The organism is Halorubrum sp. Ib24 (assembly GCF_002252745.1).
Lineage (GTDB): Archaea > Halobacteriota > Halobacteria > Halobacteriales > Haloferacaceae > Halorubrum.
In genome coordinates this window covers 18545-37618 of sequence record NZ_NHOX01000030.1, presented here as the reverse complement: position 1 = coordinate 37618, position 19074 = coordinate 18545, and the positions used below count along the sequence as shown (strand labels likewise).

Genomic DNA, 19074 nt, shown 5'->3' with positions numbered 1-19074 from the left:
CTCCAAGTCGATCCACTCGGTAGACTCGGTGAGGCGGGCGGTTTTCGGCATAGGCACTGAATCCTCGTCCCGCCTCGTTCTTAACTTAACACGGCGAACGCAACCGCGAGAGGATTGAAGGAGGCGTTCGCGGTCGGCGCGAGGAGCCTCGGCTCGATGTCGGCGCGCTCTGGAGCGGGCCGAGTCGCGCGCTCCGAGGCGGCGGGGCGATCGGACCGCCGCCTTTCGAAATCCTTTTGTCTCGAATCGGCGTTGGTGCGAGTGCGAGCCGCCTTAGCTCAGACTGGGAGAGCACTCGACTGAAGATCGAGCTGTCCCCCGTTCAAATCGGGGAGGCGGCATTTTCCTGCGAACTCGTGAGGGAGCGAAGCGACTGAACCGTGAGCAGTGAAAATGTTCCCGACCCGATTTGAGCAGACGAGTCGCGAGCCCGAGCGGGGCGAGGGCGAGCGTCTCGGCGAGTTCAAATCGGGGAGGCGGCATTGTTTTTGTGGGAACTAAGTTCGGAAGCGCCGACTAAAGATCGAGCTGTCCTCCGTCCCCGCGAGCGCAGCGAGCGGGGGCTCGGAAGACGAGCGGAGCGATGTCTTCCGGTGTTCAAATCGGGGAGGCGGCATGTTCCAAACCCGTGAGGAGGGCGAACCGTCGGGAAAACGGATCGGTCGAAGCCGGGGGAACGCTCATTAGTCGCCCGTCGGTATCCGCTCGGGTGAGAGACGACGTCGACGCCGACGGGACCGACGACCGCACCGGCCCGCTCGCGAGACGGAAGCGCCGCCTCCGCCGCGTGATGGGAACGATATACGCCGTCGCGGGTATGACCCACTTCCTCGCGCCGGACTCGTTCGCCCGGGCCGTCCCGCCCGAGTTCCCGCGACCGCGAGCGCTCGTCTACTGCTCCGGGATCGCGGAGCTCGCCCTCGGGATCGGACTGCAGTTCGACCGGACGCGGCGCGCGTCGGCGTGGGGGATCGTCGCGCTGCTGGTCGCCGTCTTCCCGGCGAACGTCTACATGGCGACCGCCGACGTGGCGGCCGAGTTCGTCCCCGACCGTCTCGCGGGCGTCTCTCGGGCGGCCGCGTGGGCGCGACTCCCGTTCCAGGCCGTGCTAGTGCTGTGGGCGTGGTGGCACGCGCTCCCGGAGTCGGAGCCCGAGGGCGACGCGGAGGTCGAGACGGGAGCGGCGACGGAGCCGGCGGGCTAGGGGCCGGGGCGGAGCGGCGCCGTACAGCGACGGCAGTAGCTGAATCCCGACTCGTTGGCCGCGCCGCAGCTGGGACAGGTCGCGGCCGGTCCGTTCGAGTCGCCGCGCCCCCCATCCTCCGCGCGGTCGCCCTCCGAACCGGCCGACGGCCGCCGACCGTACTCCTCGTCTTCCGTGTACTTCTCCATCTCGCCGGCCCGCCGACGGGCCCGGCGGTCGCGCCCCTCGCGGACGATCCCGCGGAGCACGCGGAACCCGAGCCCTAACGCGACGAGCAGCAGCGTTCCCACGACTGCGAGGTACACCGGGCCGAGGTCGATCACGCGGACCCTACGGGCCGGAGACATAGATATTGTGGGGTGATCTCATGTGACAAGGTCGCGGTGGCCGCGGCGGCCGCGATGGCGACGGGTCAGTACCGCAGCGTGGCGTCGAGGATGCCGGCGGTCTGTCCGAGTCCGACGATCGCGATCCCGACCGCGGTCCACGTCGCCGAGGGCGCGGCCGCGACCGCGACCGCGCCGGCGACGCAGCAGGCGACGCCGGTGTCGTAAATCCGCGCGCCGGCCTCGACGCGGCGACCGGTGTACGCGAACCCGACCGCGGGGAGGAGCGCCCACCCGTACAGCGAGACGGCCAACAGGGCGGTCGGGGGGGTCCCGGCATCGCCGAGCGCGAGGAATCCCGCGAGGCCCGCGAGCGTCGCGGGCGTGCCCGCGAGGATAACCAGCTTCCACGCGCGGAGCACGCCGCTCGCCATGTCGCGCCACGAGGCGAGCACGAACGCGACGAGCAGGACGCTCATGACGGCGTGGGCGACGAACAGGGCGCGCGTCGAGACGACGTCGAGCGCCGTCGCGGCGACGACGGTCCAAGCGGCGGGGACGAGCAACGCCGGTCCGTTCTCCCTGAGCGATCGAAACACGGCACGCCGATCGCGGCGGGCGAACATAAACGTCCCTCCGCCGGCGGCCGGATCCGGAGAACCGACGGATCGGTCGGTGTGACGCGATAAGTCCCAGAGCGCGGGCACCGATCGCCTCAAAAATATCCCACAGCGACAACGATCGTCCGCCTTCACCCGTGGTAACTGTACACTCGCAATCCTTATGACCGAACGGGGCGTCCAATAGGATGCAATGGCGACCGGAAAGGTTGATTTCTTCAACGACACTGGCGGCTACGGATTTATTGAGACTGACGACGCTGACGACGACGTGTTCTTCCACATGGAAGACGTCGAAGGGCCGGACCTCGAAGAGGGCCAGGAGCTCGAGTTCGACATCGAGTCCTCGCCCAAGGGGCCGCGCGCGTCCAACGTCGTTCGGCAGTAAGCCGATCCGATAAGGCGGGTCGGTCCGGCTGACGCCGAACACGGCTCTGACACGCGACAACGAGACTTTTGCCCGCTCCGGACTCACGTCCGACGCGGGTACTTATCACGACACCGAGCGTCGCCGCCGCCGATCGGTTCGGCCGGTGACGGCGAGCGGTGGCGTCGAATTATCGGCGTACAACGGCCGGAGACGGCCGACTCAGATGTGCTGCCCGAAGAGCCCGCGGCCCTTCGTCACCTCAACGTCTCCCTCGACCTTCGTCTGACAGGCGAGTCGGACGTCGTGGCTCGGGTGGTGCGGCGGGAACCAGAGGCGGGCCTTCTCCTTCTTGCCGGGTTCGCTCACCTCGCCGTCGACCTGGACCGCACAGGACCCGCACGACCCCGCGCCCCGGCAGTTGAGCTGTTTCATCTTGCCGTTGTACACGGAGAGTCCGGCCTCCTTCAGCACGTCGCGTAACACGGCGCCTTTCTCGCACTCGATCTCCTCTCCCTGATAGGATACGGTCGGCATGTCCGAAGGTACGCGACCGATCCACAAAGAGTCTATGTACTGCGGTCGGGGATAGCGTCCCGCGCGGGACCGCGGTTCGAAACGGCCGCCCGACGAGACGGGCGTACGCCGGGCGTCAGACGCCGGACGGGGCGTTTTTTACCCTCGGCACCGCAGGACGGACATAATGGGACTCAGGTGTCTGCTCGGGCACGACTTCGACGAGCCCGAACTACGGCGCGAGCGCGAGGAGGACGGGAACGAGGTCGTCACGACCGTCACCGAGGTGAAGACCTGCGCTCGCTGCGGTGAGACGCAGGTCGTGAGCGAGAACACCGAGGTCACGACGATGGAGCAACTGACCGACGAGGCCGTCGCGGGCGCCGAAACGGCGGGGGCCGGGGCGACCCCGGGCGTCGACGACGACCGCGGCGCGACGGGCGGCGTCGGGGCGGACGTCGTCGGAACGGACGCCGTCTCGATGGACGCCGCGGCGACGGACGACGGGGCGGACGAGGCGGGCCCGACGGTCGACGCGACCGACGACGTCGACGACGCCGTGATCATCGACGACGGACCGGCCGCGGCGGCCGACGACAGACCCGAAGACGGTGCCGCGGACGCGGACGACGAGGGAGACGCGCCCGCGGACGACGAGGACGCGGAGCTCCTCGAATCGGGCCCGGACGACGAGGCGGGCTCGCTGGGGGGCGGCGACGAGTACGCGGAGTACCCCGAGGTCGAGACCGCGGAGTCGACGGAGGGCGACGAGCGGGACGCGGCGACCGACGACGGCGTGATCCTCGACGAGGCGGACGAGCCGGAGCCGTCGACGACGGCGTGGCCCGAACAGCGCGGGGAGGACGAGGGGTTCAGCGCGGAGGTCGGCGACGGCGACGCCGGCGGCGTGGAGTTCGGGGGCGGTCTCACCCCCGAGGCGGCCGAGTCGGCGGACGGAGACGGAGACGCGGAGTACGTCGAGGCGTCGGAGCGCGACGCGGACGAGGTCGGCGGCACGATCGAACCGCGGGACGAGGAGGCGGAGCCGGCCGACGCCGGAACGGGGATCACCCGCGCGGAGACCCCGGACCTCTCGACGTCGACCTCGGAGACGACGACGGAGTACCACTGCCCCGAGTGCGGGATGACCCGGGACGCCGACGGCAACTCCATGCGCGCGGGCGACATCTGCCCCGAGTGCAAGCGCGGCTACGTCACCGAGCGGCCGATCTGATCGGCGCCGGAGGGGTCTCGTAACGGCCTGAACACCCCGTGACGAAACTGGTTTACGCCCCCCTGTCGAACGGTCGCGGCATGAAGGAGTACAAGATGCGCCGCGGCGAGCATCTGGACGACCGCATGCCCGACCTGAAGGGCTCCATCGAGGAGTACTTCGGCGAGGTCTCCGACACAGAGGAGTGGCAGGGCCACGAGCTGTACGTGGTCGAAGACCTCGACAACCCCGTTTTCGAACGAATCGTGGCCGGTGCCGCCGAGTACGGTGGAAAGAAGGACAAGCTCGCGGTCCACTTCGAGGAGCGGCCCGCCGAGGACGTCATCGCCGAGGGGAACGCCGACGCCGCCGCCGACGCGGTCGACGCGAAAAACGAGTTCCTGCTGGAGGCGACTGGCCGCGACGCGAAGTCCCGCCGCGACTCGCTGAAGCGCGAGGTCGAGGACGACGCGCCCGACTACTGAGTCGAGCCCGGGCCCCCGCCGCTATTTATACGATCGGTCGTTCGTGCCGACGAGCGCGCCCGCGTCGTCGATCTCGGTGACCGAGCAGTTGTCGGCCGACAGCTCCGTGAGCGACCGCACCACCGAGAGGTCTCTGCGCTCGCCGACGACGAGCCGGATCGGGTTCACGTGCGTGACGGCGACGACGGTCCCCTCGCGGGCGCGCAGATCCGCGACCGCGTCGAGAACGCGGTCGCGGACGGAGAGCCAGCTCTCGCCGCTCTCCGGCTCGCGCTCGGCCGCGGCCCGTCCGTTCTCCAGCAGGTCGAACGCGGGGAAGCGCTCGAAGAAGGAGCCGGAAGAGAGGCCTTGAAACACGCCGAAGTCGCGCTCGCGGAGCTGCGGGTCGGTCTCGAGTTCGACCCCGGCCGCCGCGGCGATCGGCTCGGCGGTCGCCACGGTCCGCGCGAGGTCCGAGGCGACGACCGCGTCGACCGCGTGGCGCTCAACGAGGGCGTCGGCGACCGCCGCGGCCTCCTCGCGTCCGGCGTCGGAGAGCCCGAGGCGCCCCACCCCTGGATCCGACCCGCCTCGTTCCACTCGGTCGTCCCGTGTCTGACGAACAGCGTGCTCACGGTTCACTCTCGGCGTCTCGTATCAAGGGCCTTTCGTCGTCGGAGCCGCGTCCCAGTCAGCGTTCGAGCGACCGCGTCAGCGCGAAGACGAACAGCGCGATGAGGAACGCGCCGACGAACCCCTCCAGGGTGGCGGCGAGCCGGACGGCCAAGTCGGACTGCACCGTGCCGCCGCCGAGGATCAGCGCGACGAACGACTCCAAGCTCAACAGCCCGTACCCGAGGACGCCCCCGTACGGAGGTTCGGGGAGCAGCACGGCGAACGCCCCCGCGAAGACGAACACGACGCTCCCGGAGAAGGTGAGCACTCGGCCGGGGCGTTCGCCGTAGCCGGAGCTGAGGTCGAACAGCGCGTTCGAGACGTAATCGGACGCGGCGGCGAGGCGCTTCCGTGGCGGCCCGCGGGCGCGGGCCTCTTTCCGGTGGACCCGTCGACGCTGGAGCATCTCGTTCCGGAAGAACCGAGAGGCCGCGTTCGTGTCGCCGACGCGGTTCGCGCCGTTGCGCGCGAGCACGTAGGTGGTGACCAGCGTCTCGGCGTCGGGGACCTCCGCGTCGACGTCGGCGATCACCGGGGCGATCGCGCTCTGTAACTCGCCGCGCGCGGCCGCCTTCCCCGGGTCGTGCGCGGGGTATGCGTCGGGGTCGACCCGGCCGAGCGCGGCGCGGACGTCGGGGTCGCGGAGGGCGACGACGGCGGTCGGCGCGGGGCTCACCGCGTCCCCGCCGTCCGAGGCGACCGCCGCGAGGCCGCGAACGAGGCCCACCCGGTCGCTCTCTCGGTCGTCGAACGGTTCCGGGAGGGCGGATTCGCGGGACGACTCGGCCTCTCCGGCGATCGCGGCGAAGTCGACACGGGCCCCGACGAGGGTCGCGACCGCGTCGACCGGATCGGCGGCTGAGAGGGCGTCCCGGAACCCCTCGAACGTCGCGGCCGCCGCGAGGAGGTCGTCCGCGAGCGCCATCGCGTCGGCGGCGACGGTGGCCGTCGCGAGCCCGCGGTAGCCGGTGCCGTCGCCGTCGACGGTCTCCGGGACCTCGTGGATCCGCCAGTCGGCCGCCTCGAAGGCGTCGCGGTTCCGTCCGAAGACGAAGCCGTCGAACGTCGTCTCGACGAGGTGGAGGCGGTCGGTGGACCCGCCGTTCGTCCCGAGTCGGACGTCGCCGAGCGTGGCGTTCCGGAGGTCGTACCCGACGGGACCGCTCGCTGTCGGCTGCGAGAGCGAGCCGGCGCCGACGGTCACACGGCGCAGCCGCGCAACCGGGAACGTCGTGTCGGCAAGCCGCGGCGTGCAGGTCAACGCGCCCGCGACGGTCGTGCCCGAGAGGTCGAGGCAGCCGTCGACGACCGGACCGGGAAGGGTGCCCGTCCGCGCCTCCGCGAGGTCGGCGTCGCCGCCGATCCCGCCGTTCCGGACCGAGAGGTTCCCGGCGACGATCGCGGGGCCGAGCGTCGTCGACTCGTCATCGACGGCGCCGAGCCAGAGCGAGTCGTCGAGGTCGACGGCGTCGAGCCGGAGGTCGCCCCCGACGTGGAGGTCGTTCAGCAGGAGCGCCCCCCGGCTCCGGAGGTGTTCGAGCACGACGTGCGAGCGCACCTCGGTGAGTCGGAGCGTGAGCTCGGAGGTGTTCGCGTGGTGGCGCTCACCCCGGAGCGTGAGTCCCGGGCAGTAGAGCCGCCCCTCGACCGCGCCGCGCTTGAACTCGAACCGGCCGTCGACGACGCACTCCGTCGCCTCGACGTCGCCGTTCACGACCGCGTCGGTGAGCACGAGGCGCCCGCCGACGCGCGCGTCGTCGAACCGCACCGGTGTGGAGGCGGCGTCACCGACCGGGGGGCCGCCGTCGGTGGGTCGCTCCGCCGCGTCGACGGCCCCGATCCACAGGCCGTCGGCGTCCGGGTCGACCCGCGCGTCGGGGTGCGTCGCCGGACCGAGCGCGGACTCGCGAAGCGAGCAGTCGCCGTCGACGACGCAGTCGGTCGCGTCGACGGTCCCGATCCGCGACCCACCGAGGTCGAAGTCCGCCTCGATCCGCGCGTCGTGACAGTCGAGCGCACCGATTCGAGCGCCGCGGAGGTCGAGCGGGTGTGTGTCGCCGCGCTCGATCAGTTCGTCGGAGAGGTCGAGCGCCGAGAGGCGGGCTCCGACGAACCGCTTCCGCTCGCGGGCGAAGCGCCGCTCGCCGAGGTCAATCGCGAACAGGTCGGCCTCGGGCGTCGCAGAGAGGGATTCGAGCAGCTCGCCGGCGGCGTCCCCGTTCGAGAGCGCGTCGGGGTCGTGGAACGCGCAGTGATCGCCTCCCTCGACGGCCGTTCGCGGGCAGCGCCAGTCGTCGGCGAGGTCGCCGGGGACGGAGACCTCGTCGGCGTCGAAGGTACACCGGGGCATAGGCGAAGGAGTCGGAGGCGATACATAAACGCTCGGCAGCCGATGCGGCGCCGAGGCGGGCGTCGTGCGATGCGCCGGCCGGAAGTCTCGTGGACCGACAACCTATTGAACCGCGGACCGGGTACTGTGACGAATGCGACAGGACCCGAATCCCGCCGGCGGTCGCCGACCCTGTCGGACCGCGCCCGTCCGCCTGCGAGCGGCCCGCCGGAACGCGCTCGAGCGAGTCGCCGTCGAGGAGACGGAGTGGGAGTACGCGGGCCGGACGTGGTCGTGGCCGGCGGGGGAGGCGCGCACGTACTTCCACGAGCTCGCGCCGGGCGAGCGCGAGGCGCTCGACGAACTGACCGCGGAGCTGGAGCGGCTCCGCGAGGCGGGAGCGGCGGCGGAGGCGACCGCGTCGGGGGCGACGTCGACGGCGGACGTCGTCGGGGTCGGCGCGGGTCGCGTCGCCGTCGGGATTCCCGGATCGATCGGCGGGGACCCGAGGACGTCCGACGGGGATGCCAAGCCGACCGACGGAACTCCGAAGCCGACCGACGGAACTCCGGAGCCGACCCACGGGGATCCGCTCGTCGCGAAGCTGGCGCGGTACGGTCCCTCGGCGGAGATGGGCGACGGGCGCCCGCAGAACCGACGAGAGCGACGGATCTGGTCGGCGGTCGAGTCGCACCCGTTCCTGCCCGTCCTCGACGGCGACCACGACGGCGACTGGATCGTCATGCCGCGGGCGGAGGTCCCCCCAGAGGAGCCGGTCCGCGAGGAGGCGCTCGACCGCGTTCGGAGGGCGCTGGCGCCGCACCGCGACCGCTTTCACTTCGACGAGCTCAAGCCGGAGAACGTCGGCGCGTACCGCGGTCGGTACTGGATCGTCGACTACGGCCGCCCGACCGGCGAACCGTTGTTCGTCGATCCGCCGGGCGAACCGGAGCCGCCCGAGGCGGACGCGGCCGGAACGCCGGCTGAGGACGACGCGGAGGCAAGGGAGAAACGTAAGGATCGATCGTAGGAAAATTAATTCAGAACCGAGTTAAAACTTCGACAGCTTTATCCGGGCGGGCGGCGAAAGGGAGGTATGAGCATAGAAACGGTGCTACTAGCGGTCGGAACCGAAGACGAGGAACAAACAGAGCAGCTCGCGAAGGAGGCCATCGCGGTCGCCGAGCCCGCGGGGGCGGAAATCGTGTTGACCCACGTGTTCTCGGACGAGGAGTTCGACGGAGTCCGGTCGAAGCTCGGGGTCAACCCGACGAGCGAGGGGTCGACGCCGAACGCGGTCGCGGAGCGGCACACCACGACGCGGGCGCTCGCGAAGGCGCTCGACGAGGCCGGCGTCTCGTACACGATCCGCGGCGCGGTCGGCGATCACGCCGACGAGGTCGTCGAGGCGGCCTCGGCCGTCAAGGCCGACCGCGTGGTGGTCGGCGGGCGGCGCCGGTCGCCGACCGGGAAGGCCGTCTTCGGCAGCGTCGCTCAGGAGGTCATCCTCTCGGCGCCGTGCCCGGTGACCTTCGTGCGGGAAGTCGCCGCCTGAGTGACCGACCCGTCTCCGCGCGCCGGTCAGGGCGACACCTCGCCGCCCTCACCGCGCGCCGAACGAGACGAACCGCCTCGGGAAGCGTCCCGCTTAAGTGACACCGGTCCGCCGTTCTAGCCGATGTATTACGTGGGCGTCGACCTGGGGGCGACCGACGTCCGGGCGGTCGTCGGCGACGGCACCGCGACGGTCCTCGGATCGGACGCGCAGGGGACCCCTCGCGGTCCGAACGGGATCGCCGTGACCGAGGCCGTGCTGAGCGTCGTCCGGGGGGCGTGCGCGGCCGCCGAGATCGACCCGACCGAGGTCGTCGCGGCCGGGATCGGCTCGATCGGCCCCCTCGACCTGGCGGCCGGGGTCGTCCAGGGGCCGGCGAACCTCCCGGACACGGTCGAGCGCATCCCGCTCGTCGGGCCCGTCTCGCAGCTCCTCGGCACCGACGAGGTCCACCTCCACAACGACACCGTCGCCGGGGTCATCGGCGAGCGGTTCCACGCCGAGCGCAACCCGGACGACATGGTGTACCTCACGATCTCCTCGGGGATCGGCGCCGGGGTCGCCGTCGACGGCAACGTGCTCTCGGGGTGGGACGGGAACGCCGGCGAGGTGGGCCACATGACCGTCGATCCGCACGGGTTCATGACCTGCGGGTGCGGGCTCGACGGGCACTGGGAGGGGTACTGCTCCGGCAACAACATCCCGAAGTACGCCCGCGAGCTCCACGCCGAGGACCCGATCGAGACGTCGCTCCCCGTCGAGGACCCGGACTTCTCCGCGGTCGACGTGTTCGAGGCGGCGGGCGAGGACGTCTTCGCCGACCACGTGATCGACCAAGTGGCCCACTGGAACGCCATGGGCGTCGCCAACGTGATCCACGCGTACGCCCCGCTCGTCGTGAGCGTGGGCGGGGCGGTCGCGCTCAACAACCCGGACCGGGTGATCGACCCGATCCGAGAGAAGCTCTCCGACATGGTGTTCATCAACGTCCCGGAGGTCAAGCTCACCGACCTCGGCGACGAGGTCGTCGTGAAGGGGGCGCTCGCGAGCGCGCTCACCGGCGGCACGGGCGACCGGTCGCGCGTGGAGTCGCCGCCGGAGTGATCTGTTTTAAAAACGGCCGTCGTCAATCCTCGAACTCAGTGAGCTCCGGTTCGACGTCCGGGCCGACCGCGTCGCGCGTCTCCACGTACGCGTCCCGGTAGCGCCAGATCTTCCGGAGGAGGACGTAGCCGAACGCGCCCTGGAACAGGAGGACGAAGAGGAACAGCGCCGGGAGCCGCGGGATGGGAGTGAGCGCGGGGATCACCGAGGTCACCGGGCCGACGAGGGTGTTGTACAGCCCGTGGATCGCGGCCGCGATGACGAGCCCCTTCACCACGATCGGACCGCGGTTCTCGGGGTTGAACTTCGCGAGCCCGAGGTAGTACCCCGCGAACGCCGAGTAGACGACGTGGCCCGGCCCCGCGAGCGCTCGCAGCGCCGTGATCCCGTCGCCCGCGCCGAGGACGGCGAGCCCCAGCGTCAGCTCCGACATCTCGACCGTCCGGGCGATGTACACGAGGTTCTCGATGACGACGAAGCCGAGGCCGGCGATCGCCCCGTACACCGCGCCGTCGACGACGGCGTCGAACCGGTCGTCAGTGTACGCGTACAGCCGGACGGCGAGCAGCTTCACCGTCTCCTCGACGGGACCGACGATGACGAAGAAGAAGAGGACGATCCCGGGGAAGCCGAGCGGGGAGAAGAGCGGCTGCGCGTAGCTGTTGAGCACCGCGGCGAACGTCGCCGTCAGGATAGACAGCAGGAACGTCGCCACGAGCAGGGAGAGCGGCTCCGCGGTCGTGACGTCGGAGACGTACACGTACGCGGCGAGCCCGAACGCCGGGATCGCCGAGAGCCCGACGAGCATGGCGACGGCGGGGTCGAAGACCAGCCCGAGGCCGAACGACCCGAGGATGGCGAGGAGCCCCAGAAGCGCGACGAACACGACGAGCGCCTTCGCGGAGCGGGTGATGAGCCAGTACAGCGCGACCGAGAGCCCGTCGAGAGAGGTGCGCTCCTCCCACGTGGCGACATCGTAGAGGTCGCGGTCGTCGTCGGCGCGCGACTGGACCGGGTCCGACCGGGATGGCATACGCCCCGGTTCGGCCCGGGATGACTTAAGCCGTGGCCGGACCGCGGCCGATCGGGAGTCGTCCTCCGGCGGGACCCGCCCCGCGCCGAGCCGATGGAGTTGAAACCGCGGCGCCCGAAGGGCCGGTATGCACTTCGACCGACGGACGCAGCGAGCGCTCCGCGAGGCGGGGCTCGACGCGGACGCGATCGCGGACGCCTCCGACCGCGTCGCCGGGCTGGTCGCCGAGGACGCCGACCGCCTGCGGGCGTTCTTCGCCGCCGACTGCCCGTACTACTCGGACATGGAACTGGCCCACAGCACCGCCGACCGGCAGGAGCACCCGACCGCGGACGTCGACCTGTTCACCCACGGGAGCGACCTCCGCGGCTACCTCTCGCTCGACGGGCTGGGGCGCGCCGGTCGAGGGCGGGCGGGTGTTGCGGACGGCGGAGGCGGACGGGGACGGCGAGGGCGGCGACGGCAACGATGACGCCGCCGACGAGGGCGGCGAGCGCCCCGTCCTCGTCGAGCTCTCGCTCGGCGAGACGGTCCACGATCGGGTCCGGTTCGCCCGCGACCCGGAGGAGCTGTGACCGCGGCCGTCCGCGTCCGGGGCGTCTACGCCACCGCGCTGACGCGACTCCTGCTCGACGCGGGCCACGAGGTCGTCGACGCGTCGCCGCCGATCCGGCGGCGCTTCGACGCGGACTTCGGGGACGCGCCGCCGGACGTCCGGATCGAGACGACGGGAGACCGACAGGGCGTCGGCGTCCGCGGCGATCCCGAGACCGTGGCCGGGCTCCGGGAGCGGCTGGCGGGCGTCGGACGCGACGCGCTCGCGTGGACCGACCCGACGCCGCCCGGGACCGTCCTCGACGGCGAGGTCACCGAGACGCTCGGCGGCGGGGCGGTGGTGCGGCTCCGGGTCGGCGGCGGCGACGACGCCACCGCCGAGGGGTACCTCCCGTACGGGAGCGTCGACGACCGCGTCGAGACCGGCGACCCGGTCCGGGTGCGGGTCGACGAGTCCGCGGCGCCGTGGACGGACCGCCGTCCGGGGCTGGACGGCTCGCTGCGCGCCGGCGGCGGGCTCGTCGCGCTCGAACCGGGGTCGGGCACCAGGGTCGACGTCCGGAACGACGAGGCCGCGCGGGAGCTCTCGGGGATGCTCGACCTCCTCGGACTGGAGCCGCCGGACGGCTGGCGGGCCGTCTGGAAGCCCCCCGCGGTCGACGCGGGGACGGAGACGCTGGAGGCCGGGCTGGAGCGCGCCGTCGCGGCCGCGGAGGGGCTCGACGAGGCGGTCGACGCCGCCGGCGGGATCGGCGTCCTCGACGACCCCGGCCTCCTCCGCGACGCAGCCGATCGCGTCGCCCGAACGCGGGCGTCTGGTGTGGTTCGGCCGCGAGAGCCGGTTCGCCGCTCGACGACCGGCTGCCGCGAGGCGACGTCGACGATGGCCGGGACACCACCCGGGTGAAGGCCGGGTCGGCCGACGCCTCGGCCGGCTCGTCGACCTCGCGGGAGGCGCTCTCGCGATCCGGACCCGGACGCCGAGTTCCCGTTCGGCGTCGTGACCGACGCGTTCGGTCCGAGCGGAGGCGACGCACCTCCGGCCTCGAACCACGGGAAGCCGGACGCGAGGCTGATCTACCCTCGCGAGCAGACGGTGACCGGAGTCGACGCGACGGGTCGGTCGCGGTCGAGCGCGAGATAGACCGGGCGGCGGCAGCTACGACGGGCTCGGACCCCTCGCTTAGGCGGGCGACGCGCCGAGACGAGCCTGAAAGGAGGCCGGTGGTGGTACCCGACACCGTACCGCGGGGCGCGACGGACGGTTTCGCGCCCTACGTCAACGTCTGAACCCGGTCGAGGGGGGTTGTTCCCCGGGACGCGCCCGCTACGTTGACCTCCACGTCGACGTGGTGAAGCACCCGGGCGGTCGGGTCGAGCGCGTCGACGACGACGAGCTGCGGGAGGCGGAGGCGGCCGGTGACGTGCCGGAGCCGCTGGCGGAGAAGGCGCGGAGCGTCGCGTCCGCGTTAGAGAACGCCCTGTAGCCGACGAGCCGTCCCCGCCCTCGACTCGACGCCGGGTCCGAACGCGTTGGTTCGCGTATTTTTTACTCGAATGCGTACGGATGAAACACCTCTCGTTCGTTACAATATCATTAACAAACATCGCGTTCATGGCGAGATCACAATGCGCGAAAAAGAATCACAGCACAGATTTGGAAAGACGAGCCGTCGCGGATTTCTCGGCGGCGTGGGGGCGCTGGTGGCCGCGGCCGCGTACTCGCGGGAGGTGCCCGCCGCGGACGCCGAGGCGGTCGCGAACGACGCCGACGGACCGGTCCAGACGGTCGAGTCGCCGGACGGATCGATCGCGGTGACCGTCGACGTCGCCGACGGCGTCCCGACCTACGAGGTCGCTCGCGGCGGGACGACGTACGTCGAGCCGTCGCCGCTCGGGTTCGACTTCCGGAATCAGGCCTCGTTCGGCGCGTCGAGCGCGGCCGACGGGGGAGCCGTCCCCCTGACCGTCACGGGCACCGAGCGCGAGGCGGCCACCGAGCGGTGGGAGCCGGTGTGGGGCGCGTTCGAGGAGGTATCCGCGGAGTACAACGCCCTGCACATCGGGCTCACGGACGGCGACGCGGAGGGCGGCAACGGCCCCGGCGCGGACGAGGCGGTGGACGGCCGGACCGCCACCCTGCAGGTCCGCGTCTTCGACGACGGGCTCGGGCTCCGGGTCGTCCTCGGCGAGGGATTCGCGAGCAACGCCGAGCGCGCGGTGGTCGAGTCGGAGAACACCGGCGTCGCGTTCGCCGGCGACTACGACGCGTGGTGGATCCGCAACGAGGTGACGAACCCGCGGTTCGAGCAGGAGTACGCGGAGACGCCGCTCTCGGAGATTCCGGGCGGGACCCGCGAGACGCGGCCGACCGGGACGCCGATCCGGACCGGCGCGCACACCCCGCTGACCGTCGACGCCGGCGACGCCTACCTGAGCGTCCACGAGGCGAACCTCGACGACTACGCCGCGACGACGCTCGCGCCCCGCGACGACGACGGGGGGACCGAGTTCGCCACGGCGCTGACGCCCCTCCCCGACGGGACGAAGGCCTCGCTCGAACTGCCCGCGGCGACGCCGTGGCGGACGATGCAGGGCGTCGAGCGACCGGGCGGACTGATCGAGTCGCAGCTCGTCCCCCTGCTCTCCGACCCGCTCGACGAGTCGGCGCTCCCGACCGCCGGCGGGGAGCCCGACACCGACTGGATCGAGCCGCGCAAGTACGTCGGCATCTGGTGGACGATGATCGCCGGGTCGGCCAACTGGGAGTACAGGACCGACGAGGCAATCGCGGCCGGGGGCGGGAACCCGGCCGCCTACACGCACGGCGCCCGGACCGAGCGGATGAAGCGGTACATGCGGTTCGCGAGCGAGAACGGGATCGACAGCGTGCTCGTCGAGGGATGGAACGAGGGATGGAGCACCTATCCGGGCGACGGCTCCGGCTTCGGGTTCGGCGTCGACGACTCGTACCCGGACTTCGACGTGCGGGAGGTGACCGACTTCGGCGCGTCGCTTCCGGAGCCCGTCGAGATGACGATCCACAACGAGACCGCCGGGAACCTCCCGAACTACGAGGGGGCGATCCTCGACGAGGACGTGTTCGCGGGGTACGACGACGTCGGCATCAACTCGATCAAGAACGGCTACGTCTCGGACCCCGGCCTCGGCATCGACGGCGACGGCTCCGAGCCGACGCACAACCAGCAAAATCAGCTCGCGGTGAACCATCACCGGCTGGTGATCCGCGAGGCCGCCGCGGACCGCCAGCTGCTGGAGATCCACGAGGGGATCAAGCCGACCGGCGAGATCCGCACCTACCCGAACGTGGCGAACCGCGAGGTCGTCAAGGCCCAAGAGTACGACGGCTTCGGCCAGCTCGGCTCGAACGTCGGCCGCGATCACCACGTCACGCTCCCGTTCACGCGGAACCTCGCCGGTCCGGTGAGCTTCCAGCCGGGCATCTTCGATCTCACCTTCGGCGACGACCGCGGCGACCAGATACAGACCACCCGCGCGAAGCAGCTCGCGATGTACCCGACGTACCTCAGCGGGCTCCAGATGGCCGCCGACCGGATCGAGGGGTACGTCGACGAGACGTTCGCGGTCGGCGAGGCGCTCCAGGCCGCCGCCGGCGCTATCGACGGCCTCGTCACCGACGACTCGTGGCGGAACGCGTTCGGGACCAACTTCGTCGCCGTCGACCCGAACCGCGCCCCGAGCGGGTCGTCGGTCTCGTTCACGGTCAGCGACGTCCCCGCGGCCGGGACGTACGACCTCCGCCTCCGGTACGCGAGCGCGCCCGAGGAGAACGCGGGACGCGTCGTCGACGCCGGCGCGCCGCGGGCGACCCTGCGCGTCAACGGGGAGACCGAGACGATCGAGCCCGACTTCACCGACTACTGGGACGACTGGGACCTGTTCGCGACCGAAGTCGAGCTCGACGCGGGCGACAACGAGATCGCGATCGAGCTCGACTACGCCGAGGGGGAAGAGGGGTTCACCGGCGACGTGGGCGGCTTCAACCTCAACGCCGTCGCGGTCACCGAGCCGGGGGCCTCCTCCCCGATTCCGGCCGAGTACGAGGGGTACACCCCCGACGCGGAGAACTTCGACGCCGAACCGGAGTTCGGGTTCATCGAGTCGGTCCCGGCGGCCGGCTGGGACGAGACCCGCGTCGTCGGCTCCGCGATCGGGGACTACCTCGCGATCGCGCGCCGGGCGGACGAGGAGTGGTACGTCGGCGTCATGACGAACGGCGACGGCCGAGCCGTGGACGTCCCGCTGGAGTTCCTCGCTCCCGGGAAGTCGGGCGAGGCGCCCGGCCGCGAGAACGGTCCGGGCAACGGAGACGGACGCGGGAAAGGCAACGGTCGAAGCGGTCCGAAGTACGTCGCCGAGATCCACTCCGACGCGCTCGGTGCCGGCGTCGACGCCGACCCGACGGGCGTCCGGATCGACGAGGCGGTCGTCGACCCCGAGACGACGCTGCTCGCGTCGACGGCCCCGAGCGGCGGAACGGCCGTCAGGCTACGCCCGGCGCGGGGAGCCGAGATCAACCGGCTCCCCGAGTACGAGCGGCCGGAGCAGGACTTGACCGTCGATATCGCGGACGAGGCCGACCTCAACGAAGCGTTCATCACCGCGACCGGCTCCAACGACGCCGGCTTCGTCGGCGGGACGAACGTCGAGATACTCGTCGACGACGAGGTGGAGGCGCTCGGCAACGTCCGGCTCCCGCCGAACGCGACGGACGAGACGGTCGAGATCGGCTTCCGGATCTCGCGGATCGGCACGTTCGATATCGTCGTCCGAGAGCCGGACGGTGGGGACGAGCTGGCATCGGGGAGCGTCACCGTCGCACCCGGCGATATCGTCGCCGAGATCAGCGATCCGCAGGGCGACGACAACGGGCCCGGCGAGTACGTCTATCCCACCGGCGATGATTTCGAGGAGGGCGCGTTTGACCTGCGTTCGTTCCGCGTCTTGGAGACGGAGGACGAGTACCGGTTCGCCTTCGAGGTCGAGAATCTGTACGACACGTTCGGCGGCGACTTCTCGCCGCATTACTTCCTCGTATACCTCCGCGATCTCGAGGCGAACAGCGGACGAACGAGTGCGCTCGGCGACCTCGACCTCACGGCTCAGTTCGCCGATCCGTGGCAGTACCGGGTCGACGCGAGCGGCTTCGGCAGAGGGATCACCGACGCCGACGGACAGGGCCTCGGCACGCCGGAGGTGTTCGCCAGCTTCGAGTCGAACACGGCAGTGGTCTCGATACCGAAGTCGGTGGTCGGCGGCGCCGACCTCTCGGACTGGGAGGTGCTGCCGATCGTCGGGTCAGAAGACCGAGGAAGCTTGCGAGCGGTGTCGATTGATCCCGAGGCGTTCGTCTTCGGCGGCGCGCGCGACGGCGCAGTCGACAACGCGCCGCGAGTGATCGACCTGGCGACGCCGGAGGGAACGTCCCAAGCCGACGCGCTCGACTACGGTCCCGACTCGCTCGCGACGCTGCCGTTCACGTCGCTGTGAGGTAGCGAACGGAGAGAGCCGCGGACCGATCCGTTTCAGAAGTGGTTCGCGGACTCGGTCTCGTGTTTCAGCTCGCCGCCGCGACCGCCCTCGACGGTGGAGGCGCCCTGATCGCCGGAGGAAGCGGTCCGCACCGTCACGTTGTCCACCTCGTCGAAGTCCATGATCAGGTCGCGGCGGATGTTGTCGGCCGTGATGTTCGAGATGCCGCAGCCGGAGCAGGTGCCGCCGAGTTCGACGACGACCTCGCCGCTCTCGGGGTCCGCCTCGCGCACGACGCTCGTTCCGCCGTGCATCTGGATGATCGGCATCTGTCCGACCATCCACTCTTCGACTCGGTCCGCGAGGCTCTCGTCGCTCATTGGCGAGAGTTAACACCCGAGCCTATGGAAGCTTGCGGTTTCCGAGCGGTTCGAACCGACGAAACGAACTGTGTCACCGTCGATCCCTCGGGAAGGGATATCGAAACCGTTCCCAGTTACGCCGCAGTCACTCCTCGGAGTCGTCCGCGCGCTCCGACTCGCTCGGGAGGCGGGTCGGGTCGGCGGGATCGTCGCCGTGCATGGAGTCGTCGCGTTCGAGGAGATAGAGGAGCGGCTCGAGCGCGGCCAAGACGAGCACCCCCGGGAGGGGCGCGTCGGGGACGAGCAGGAAGGTGGTCAGGGCGGCACCGGAGGTGACGACGAGGAGGCCGGCCCACAGCGGCGGCGAGCCGAGGTCCACCCCGACGCGCGCGGCGTCGCGGTAGACGAGCGCGGCCGCGGCCGCGACGAGGAGCGCGGCGCCGCCGCCGAGGACCGTGGTGACTGCCATACCAGTCGTTCGGCCGAGACGGGAAAAAGGGTGTCGCGAGCGGGCGGAGAAGAGGGAGAAAACGCGTGTGCTCGATCTGGGACGGCGATCGCGGTCCGCCGGACGGACTACGGTGCCTCGCCCGTCTCGATGCTGAAGGAGTCGCGGGGGTACGCCACGCAGGTCAGGGTGTAGCCGTCGTCGATCTCGGCCTCCTCGAGCATCTGCTGGTTGTCGTGCTCGACGAAGTCCTCCGAGGGGCCGTCGGTGATGTGCCCGGCACAGGAGACGCACTGGCCCTGTCGGCAGGCGTACGGGAGGTCCCACCCCTCGTCTTCGCCCTGGTCCAAGATGGGCTGGTCGTTCGAGAGCTCGACCGTCTCCCCCTGCTTGACGAACTCGACCTCGAACTGCTCGACCTCCTCTACGTCGGCGGGGCCGGCGCTGACGGCGCTGCCGTCCTCCAGTTCGCCCTCCTCGCCCTCGGCGCCGCCCGCGGGGATGGCGCCGCCGCCACCGCCGCCGCCGACGGCGCGGTTACCGGGCTCCGGGAAGTCCGTCTCGGGGACCGCGGACGCGCGGCGTTCGAGTATCTCGTCCGAGATGTCGGTCGTGGGGTCCCACCCCGTCCCCTTCAGGCTGGTGACGAGGACGACGGTCAGCGTCGCGATCACCCCGAGAACGATCGCGGGCGTGTTCGCGACGTTCGCGATGAGCGGGTTGAGCATACGAACCGATATGAAGAGGTTGCTTAAGGCCGTTTTGATCGGTCCAACCGCATGAGAGCCC

At 71.0% G+C, this 19074-nt stretch carries 17 protein-coding genes, 1 tRNA gene and 2 pseudogenes; 11 read left to right on the top strand and 9 right to left on the bottom strand.

The features are described 5' to 3' along the window. Positions 1-267: 267 nt before the first annotated feature. Positions 268-341 (top strand) — tRNA-Phe (locus tag DJ82_RS08080). Between the two features lie 368 nt (positions 342-709). After that, positions 710-1204, top strand: coding sequence for a DoxX family membrane protein (locus DJ82_RS08075; RefSeq protein ID WP_394338194.1), 495 nt, complete (start codon positions 710-712; stop codon positions 1202-1204). On the opposite strand, the gene DJ82_RS08070 is transcribed toward DJ82_RS08075, so the two are convergent. Next, complete coding sequence (locus DJ82_RS08070) at positions 1201-1551, bottom strand: zinc ribbon domain-containing protein (RefSeq protein ID WP_394338193.1); 351 nt, start codon at positions 1549-1551, stop codon at positions 1201-1203. The two genes, DJ82_RS08075 and DJ82_RS08070, sit on opposite strands and share 4 nt — an antisense overlap. Before the next feature lie 65 nt (positions 1552-1616). Next, the gene (locus DJ82_RS08065) at positions 1617-2156 is read right to left on the bottom strand and encodes a hypothetical protein (protein WP_198948042.1); all 540 of its coding nucleotides are present in this window, start codon (positions 2154-2156) and stop codon (positions 1617-1619) included. A gap of 187 nt (positions 2157-2343) precedes the next feature. On the opposite strand from DJ82_RS08065, the gene DJ82_RS08060 reads away from it, so the two are divergent. After that, complete coding sequence (locus tag DJ82_RS08060) at positions 2344-2538, top strand: cold-shock protein (protein ID WP_004048101.1); 195 nt, start codon at positions 2344-2346, stop codon at positions 2536-2538. Positions 2539-2739: 201 nt separating this feature from the next. Here the strand turns inward: DJ82_RS08060 and DJ82_RS08055 are convergent, their stop codons facing one another. Then, a complete protein-coding gene (locus DJ82_RS08055) occupies positions 2740-3054 on the bottom strand; it encodes a 2Fe-2S iron-sulfur cluster-binding protein (protein WP_094524076.1) in 315 nt (104 codons plus the stop codon). A 166-nt stretch (positions 3055-3220) separates the two neighbouring features. Between DJ82_RS08055 and DJ82_RS08050 the strand changes: the two genes are divergently transcribed. Then, on the top strand, positions 3221-4267 hold the full coding sequence (locus DJ82_RS08050) for a hypothetical protein (RefSeq protein ID WP_094581523.1): 1047 nt from the start codon (positions 3221-3223) through the stop codon (positions 4265-4267). An 80-nt stretch (positions 4268-4347) separates the two neighbouring features. Then, positions 4348-4731, top strand: a complete 384-nt coding sequence (locus DJ82_RS08045) for a DUF5611 family protein (RefSeq protein WP_094581522.1) — start codon at positions 4348-4350, stop codon at positions 4729-4731. 21 nt (positions 4732-4752) lie between these two features. Here DJ82_RS08045 and DJ82_RS08040 read toward each other — a convergent pair whose 3' ends face one another. Next, positions 4753-5310: a histidine phosphatase family protein gene (locus DJ82_RS08040; protein ID WP_158217298.1), complete on the bottom strand. Its 558-nt coding sequence runs from the start codon at positions 5308-5310 to the stop codon at positions 4753-4755. Positions 5311-5401: 91 nt separating this feature from the next. Continuing rightward, positions 5402-7735, bottom strand: coding sequence for a hypothetical protein (locus DJ82_RS08035; protein ID WP_094581520.1), 2334 nt, complete (start codon positions 7733-7735; stop codon positions 5402-5404). A 133-nt stretch (positions 7736-7868) separates the two neighbouring features. Here DJ82_RS08035 and DJ82_RS08030 point away from each other — a divergent pair, with 133 nt between their 5' ends. From DJ82_RS08030 to DJ82_RS08020, 3 genes are all read left to right on the top strand, one after another. Then, positions 7869-8744, top strand: a complete 876-nt coding sequence (locus DJ82_RS08030; protein ID WP_094581519.1) for a hypothetical protein — start codon at positions 7869-7871, stop codon at positions 8742-8744. Between the two features lie 66 nt (positions 8745-8810). Beyond that, positions 8811-9269, top strand: coding sequence for a universal stress protein (locus DJ82_RS08025; RefSeq protein ID WP_094524082.1), 459 nt, complete (start codon positions 8811-8813; stop codon positions 9267-9269). Between the two features lie 123 nt (positions 9270-9392). Then, positions 9393-10373, top strand: coding sequence for an ROK family protein (locus DJ82_RS08020; protein WP_094581518.1), 981 nt, complete (start codon positions 9393-9395; stop codon positions 10371-10373). A 22-nt stretch (positions 10374-10395) separates the two neighbouring features. Here the strand turns inward: DJ82_RS08020 and DJ82_RS08015 are convergent, their stop codons facing one another. Then, positions 10396-11406, bottom strand: coding sequence for a PrsW family intramembrane metalloprotease (locus DJ82_RS08015; protein WP_094524084.1), 1011 nt, complete (start codon positions 11404-11406; stop codon positions 10396-10398). 127 nt (positions 11407-11533) lie between these two features. Here DJ82_RS08015 and DJ82_RS08010 point away from each other — a divergent pair. From DJ82_RS08010 to DJ82_RS08000, 3 genes and pseudogenes are all read left to right on the top strand, one after another. Then, positions 11534-11981, top strand: a pseudogene (locus DJ82_RS08010) (hypothetical protein). Next, positions 11978-13448 (top strand): annotated as a pseudogene (locus DJ82_RS15715) (DUF402 domain-containing protein). Before DJ82_RS08010 ends, DJ82_RS15715 begins: the two co-directional pseudogenes overlap by 4 nt. A 142-nt stretch (positions 13449-13590) precedes the next feature. Beyond that, positions 13591-17493 (top strand): glycoside hydrolase family 97 catalytic domain-containing protein, encoded by a 3903-nt coding sequence (locus DJ82_RS08000; protein ID WP_394338192.1) that lies wholly within the window; start codon positions 13591-13593, stop codon positions 17491-17493. Positions 17494-17528: 35 nt separating this feature from the next. Here the strand turns inward: DJ82_RS08000 and DJ82_RS07995 are convergent, their stop codons facing one another. The 3 genes from DJ82_RS07995 to DJ82_RS07985 all read right to left on the bottom strand — a co-directional run bounded on the left by DJ82_RS07995 (position 17529) and on the right by DJ82_RS07985 (position 19013). Beyond that, positions 17529-17855: a NifU family protein gene (locus DJ82_RS07995; RefSeq protein ID WP_094522904.1), complete on the bottom strand. Its 327-nt coding sequence runs from the start codon at positions 17853-17855 to the stop codon at positions 17529-17531. A 127-nt stretch (positions 17856-17982) separates the two neighbouring features. Continuing rightward, positions 17983-18306: a hypothetical protein gene (locus DJ82_RS07990; protein WP_094581516.1), complete on the bottom strand. Its 324-nt coding sequence runs from the start codon at positions 18304-18306 to the stop codon at positions 17983-17985. Positions 18307-18413: 107 nt separating this feature from the next. Further along, positions 18414-19013, bottom strand: a complete 600-nt coding sequence (locus DJ82_RS07985; protein ID WP_094522900.1) for a 2Fe-2S iron-sulfur cluster-binding protein — start codon at positions 19011-19013, stop codon at positions 18414-18416. Positions 19014-19074 lie beyond the last annotated feature (61 nt).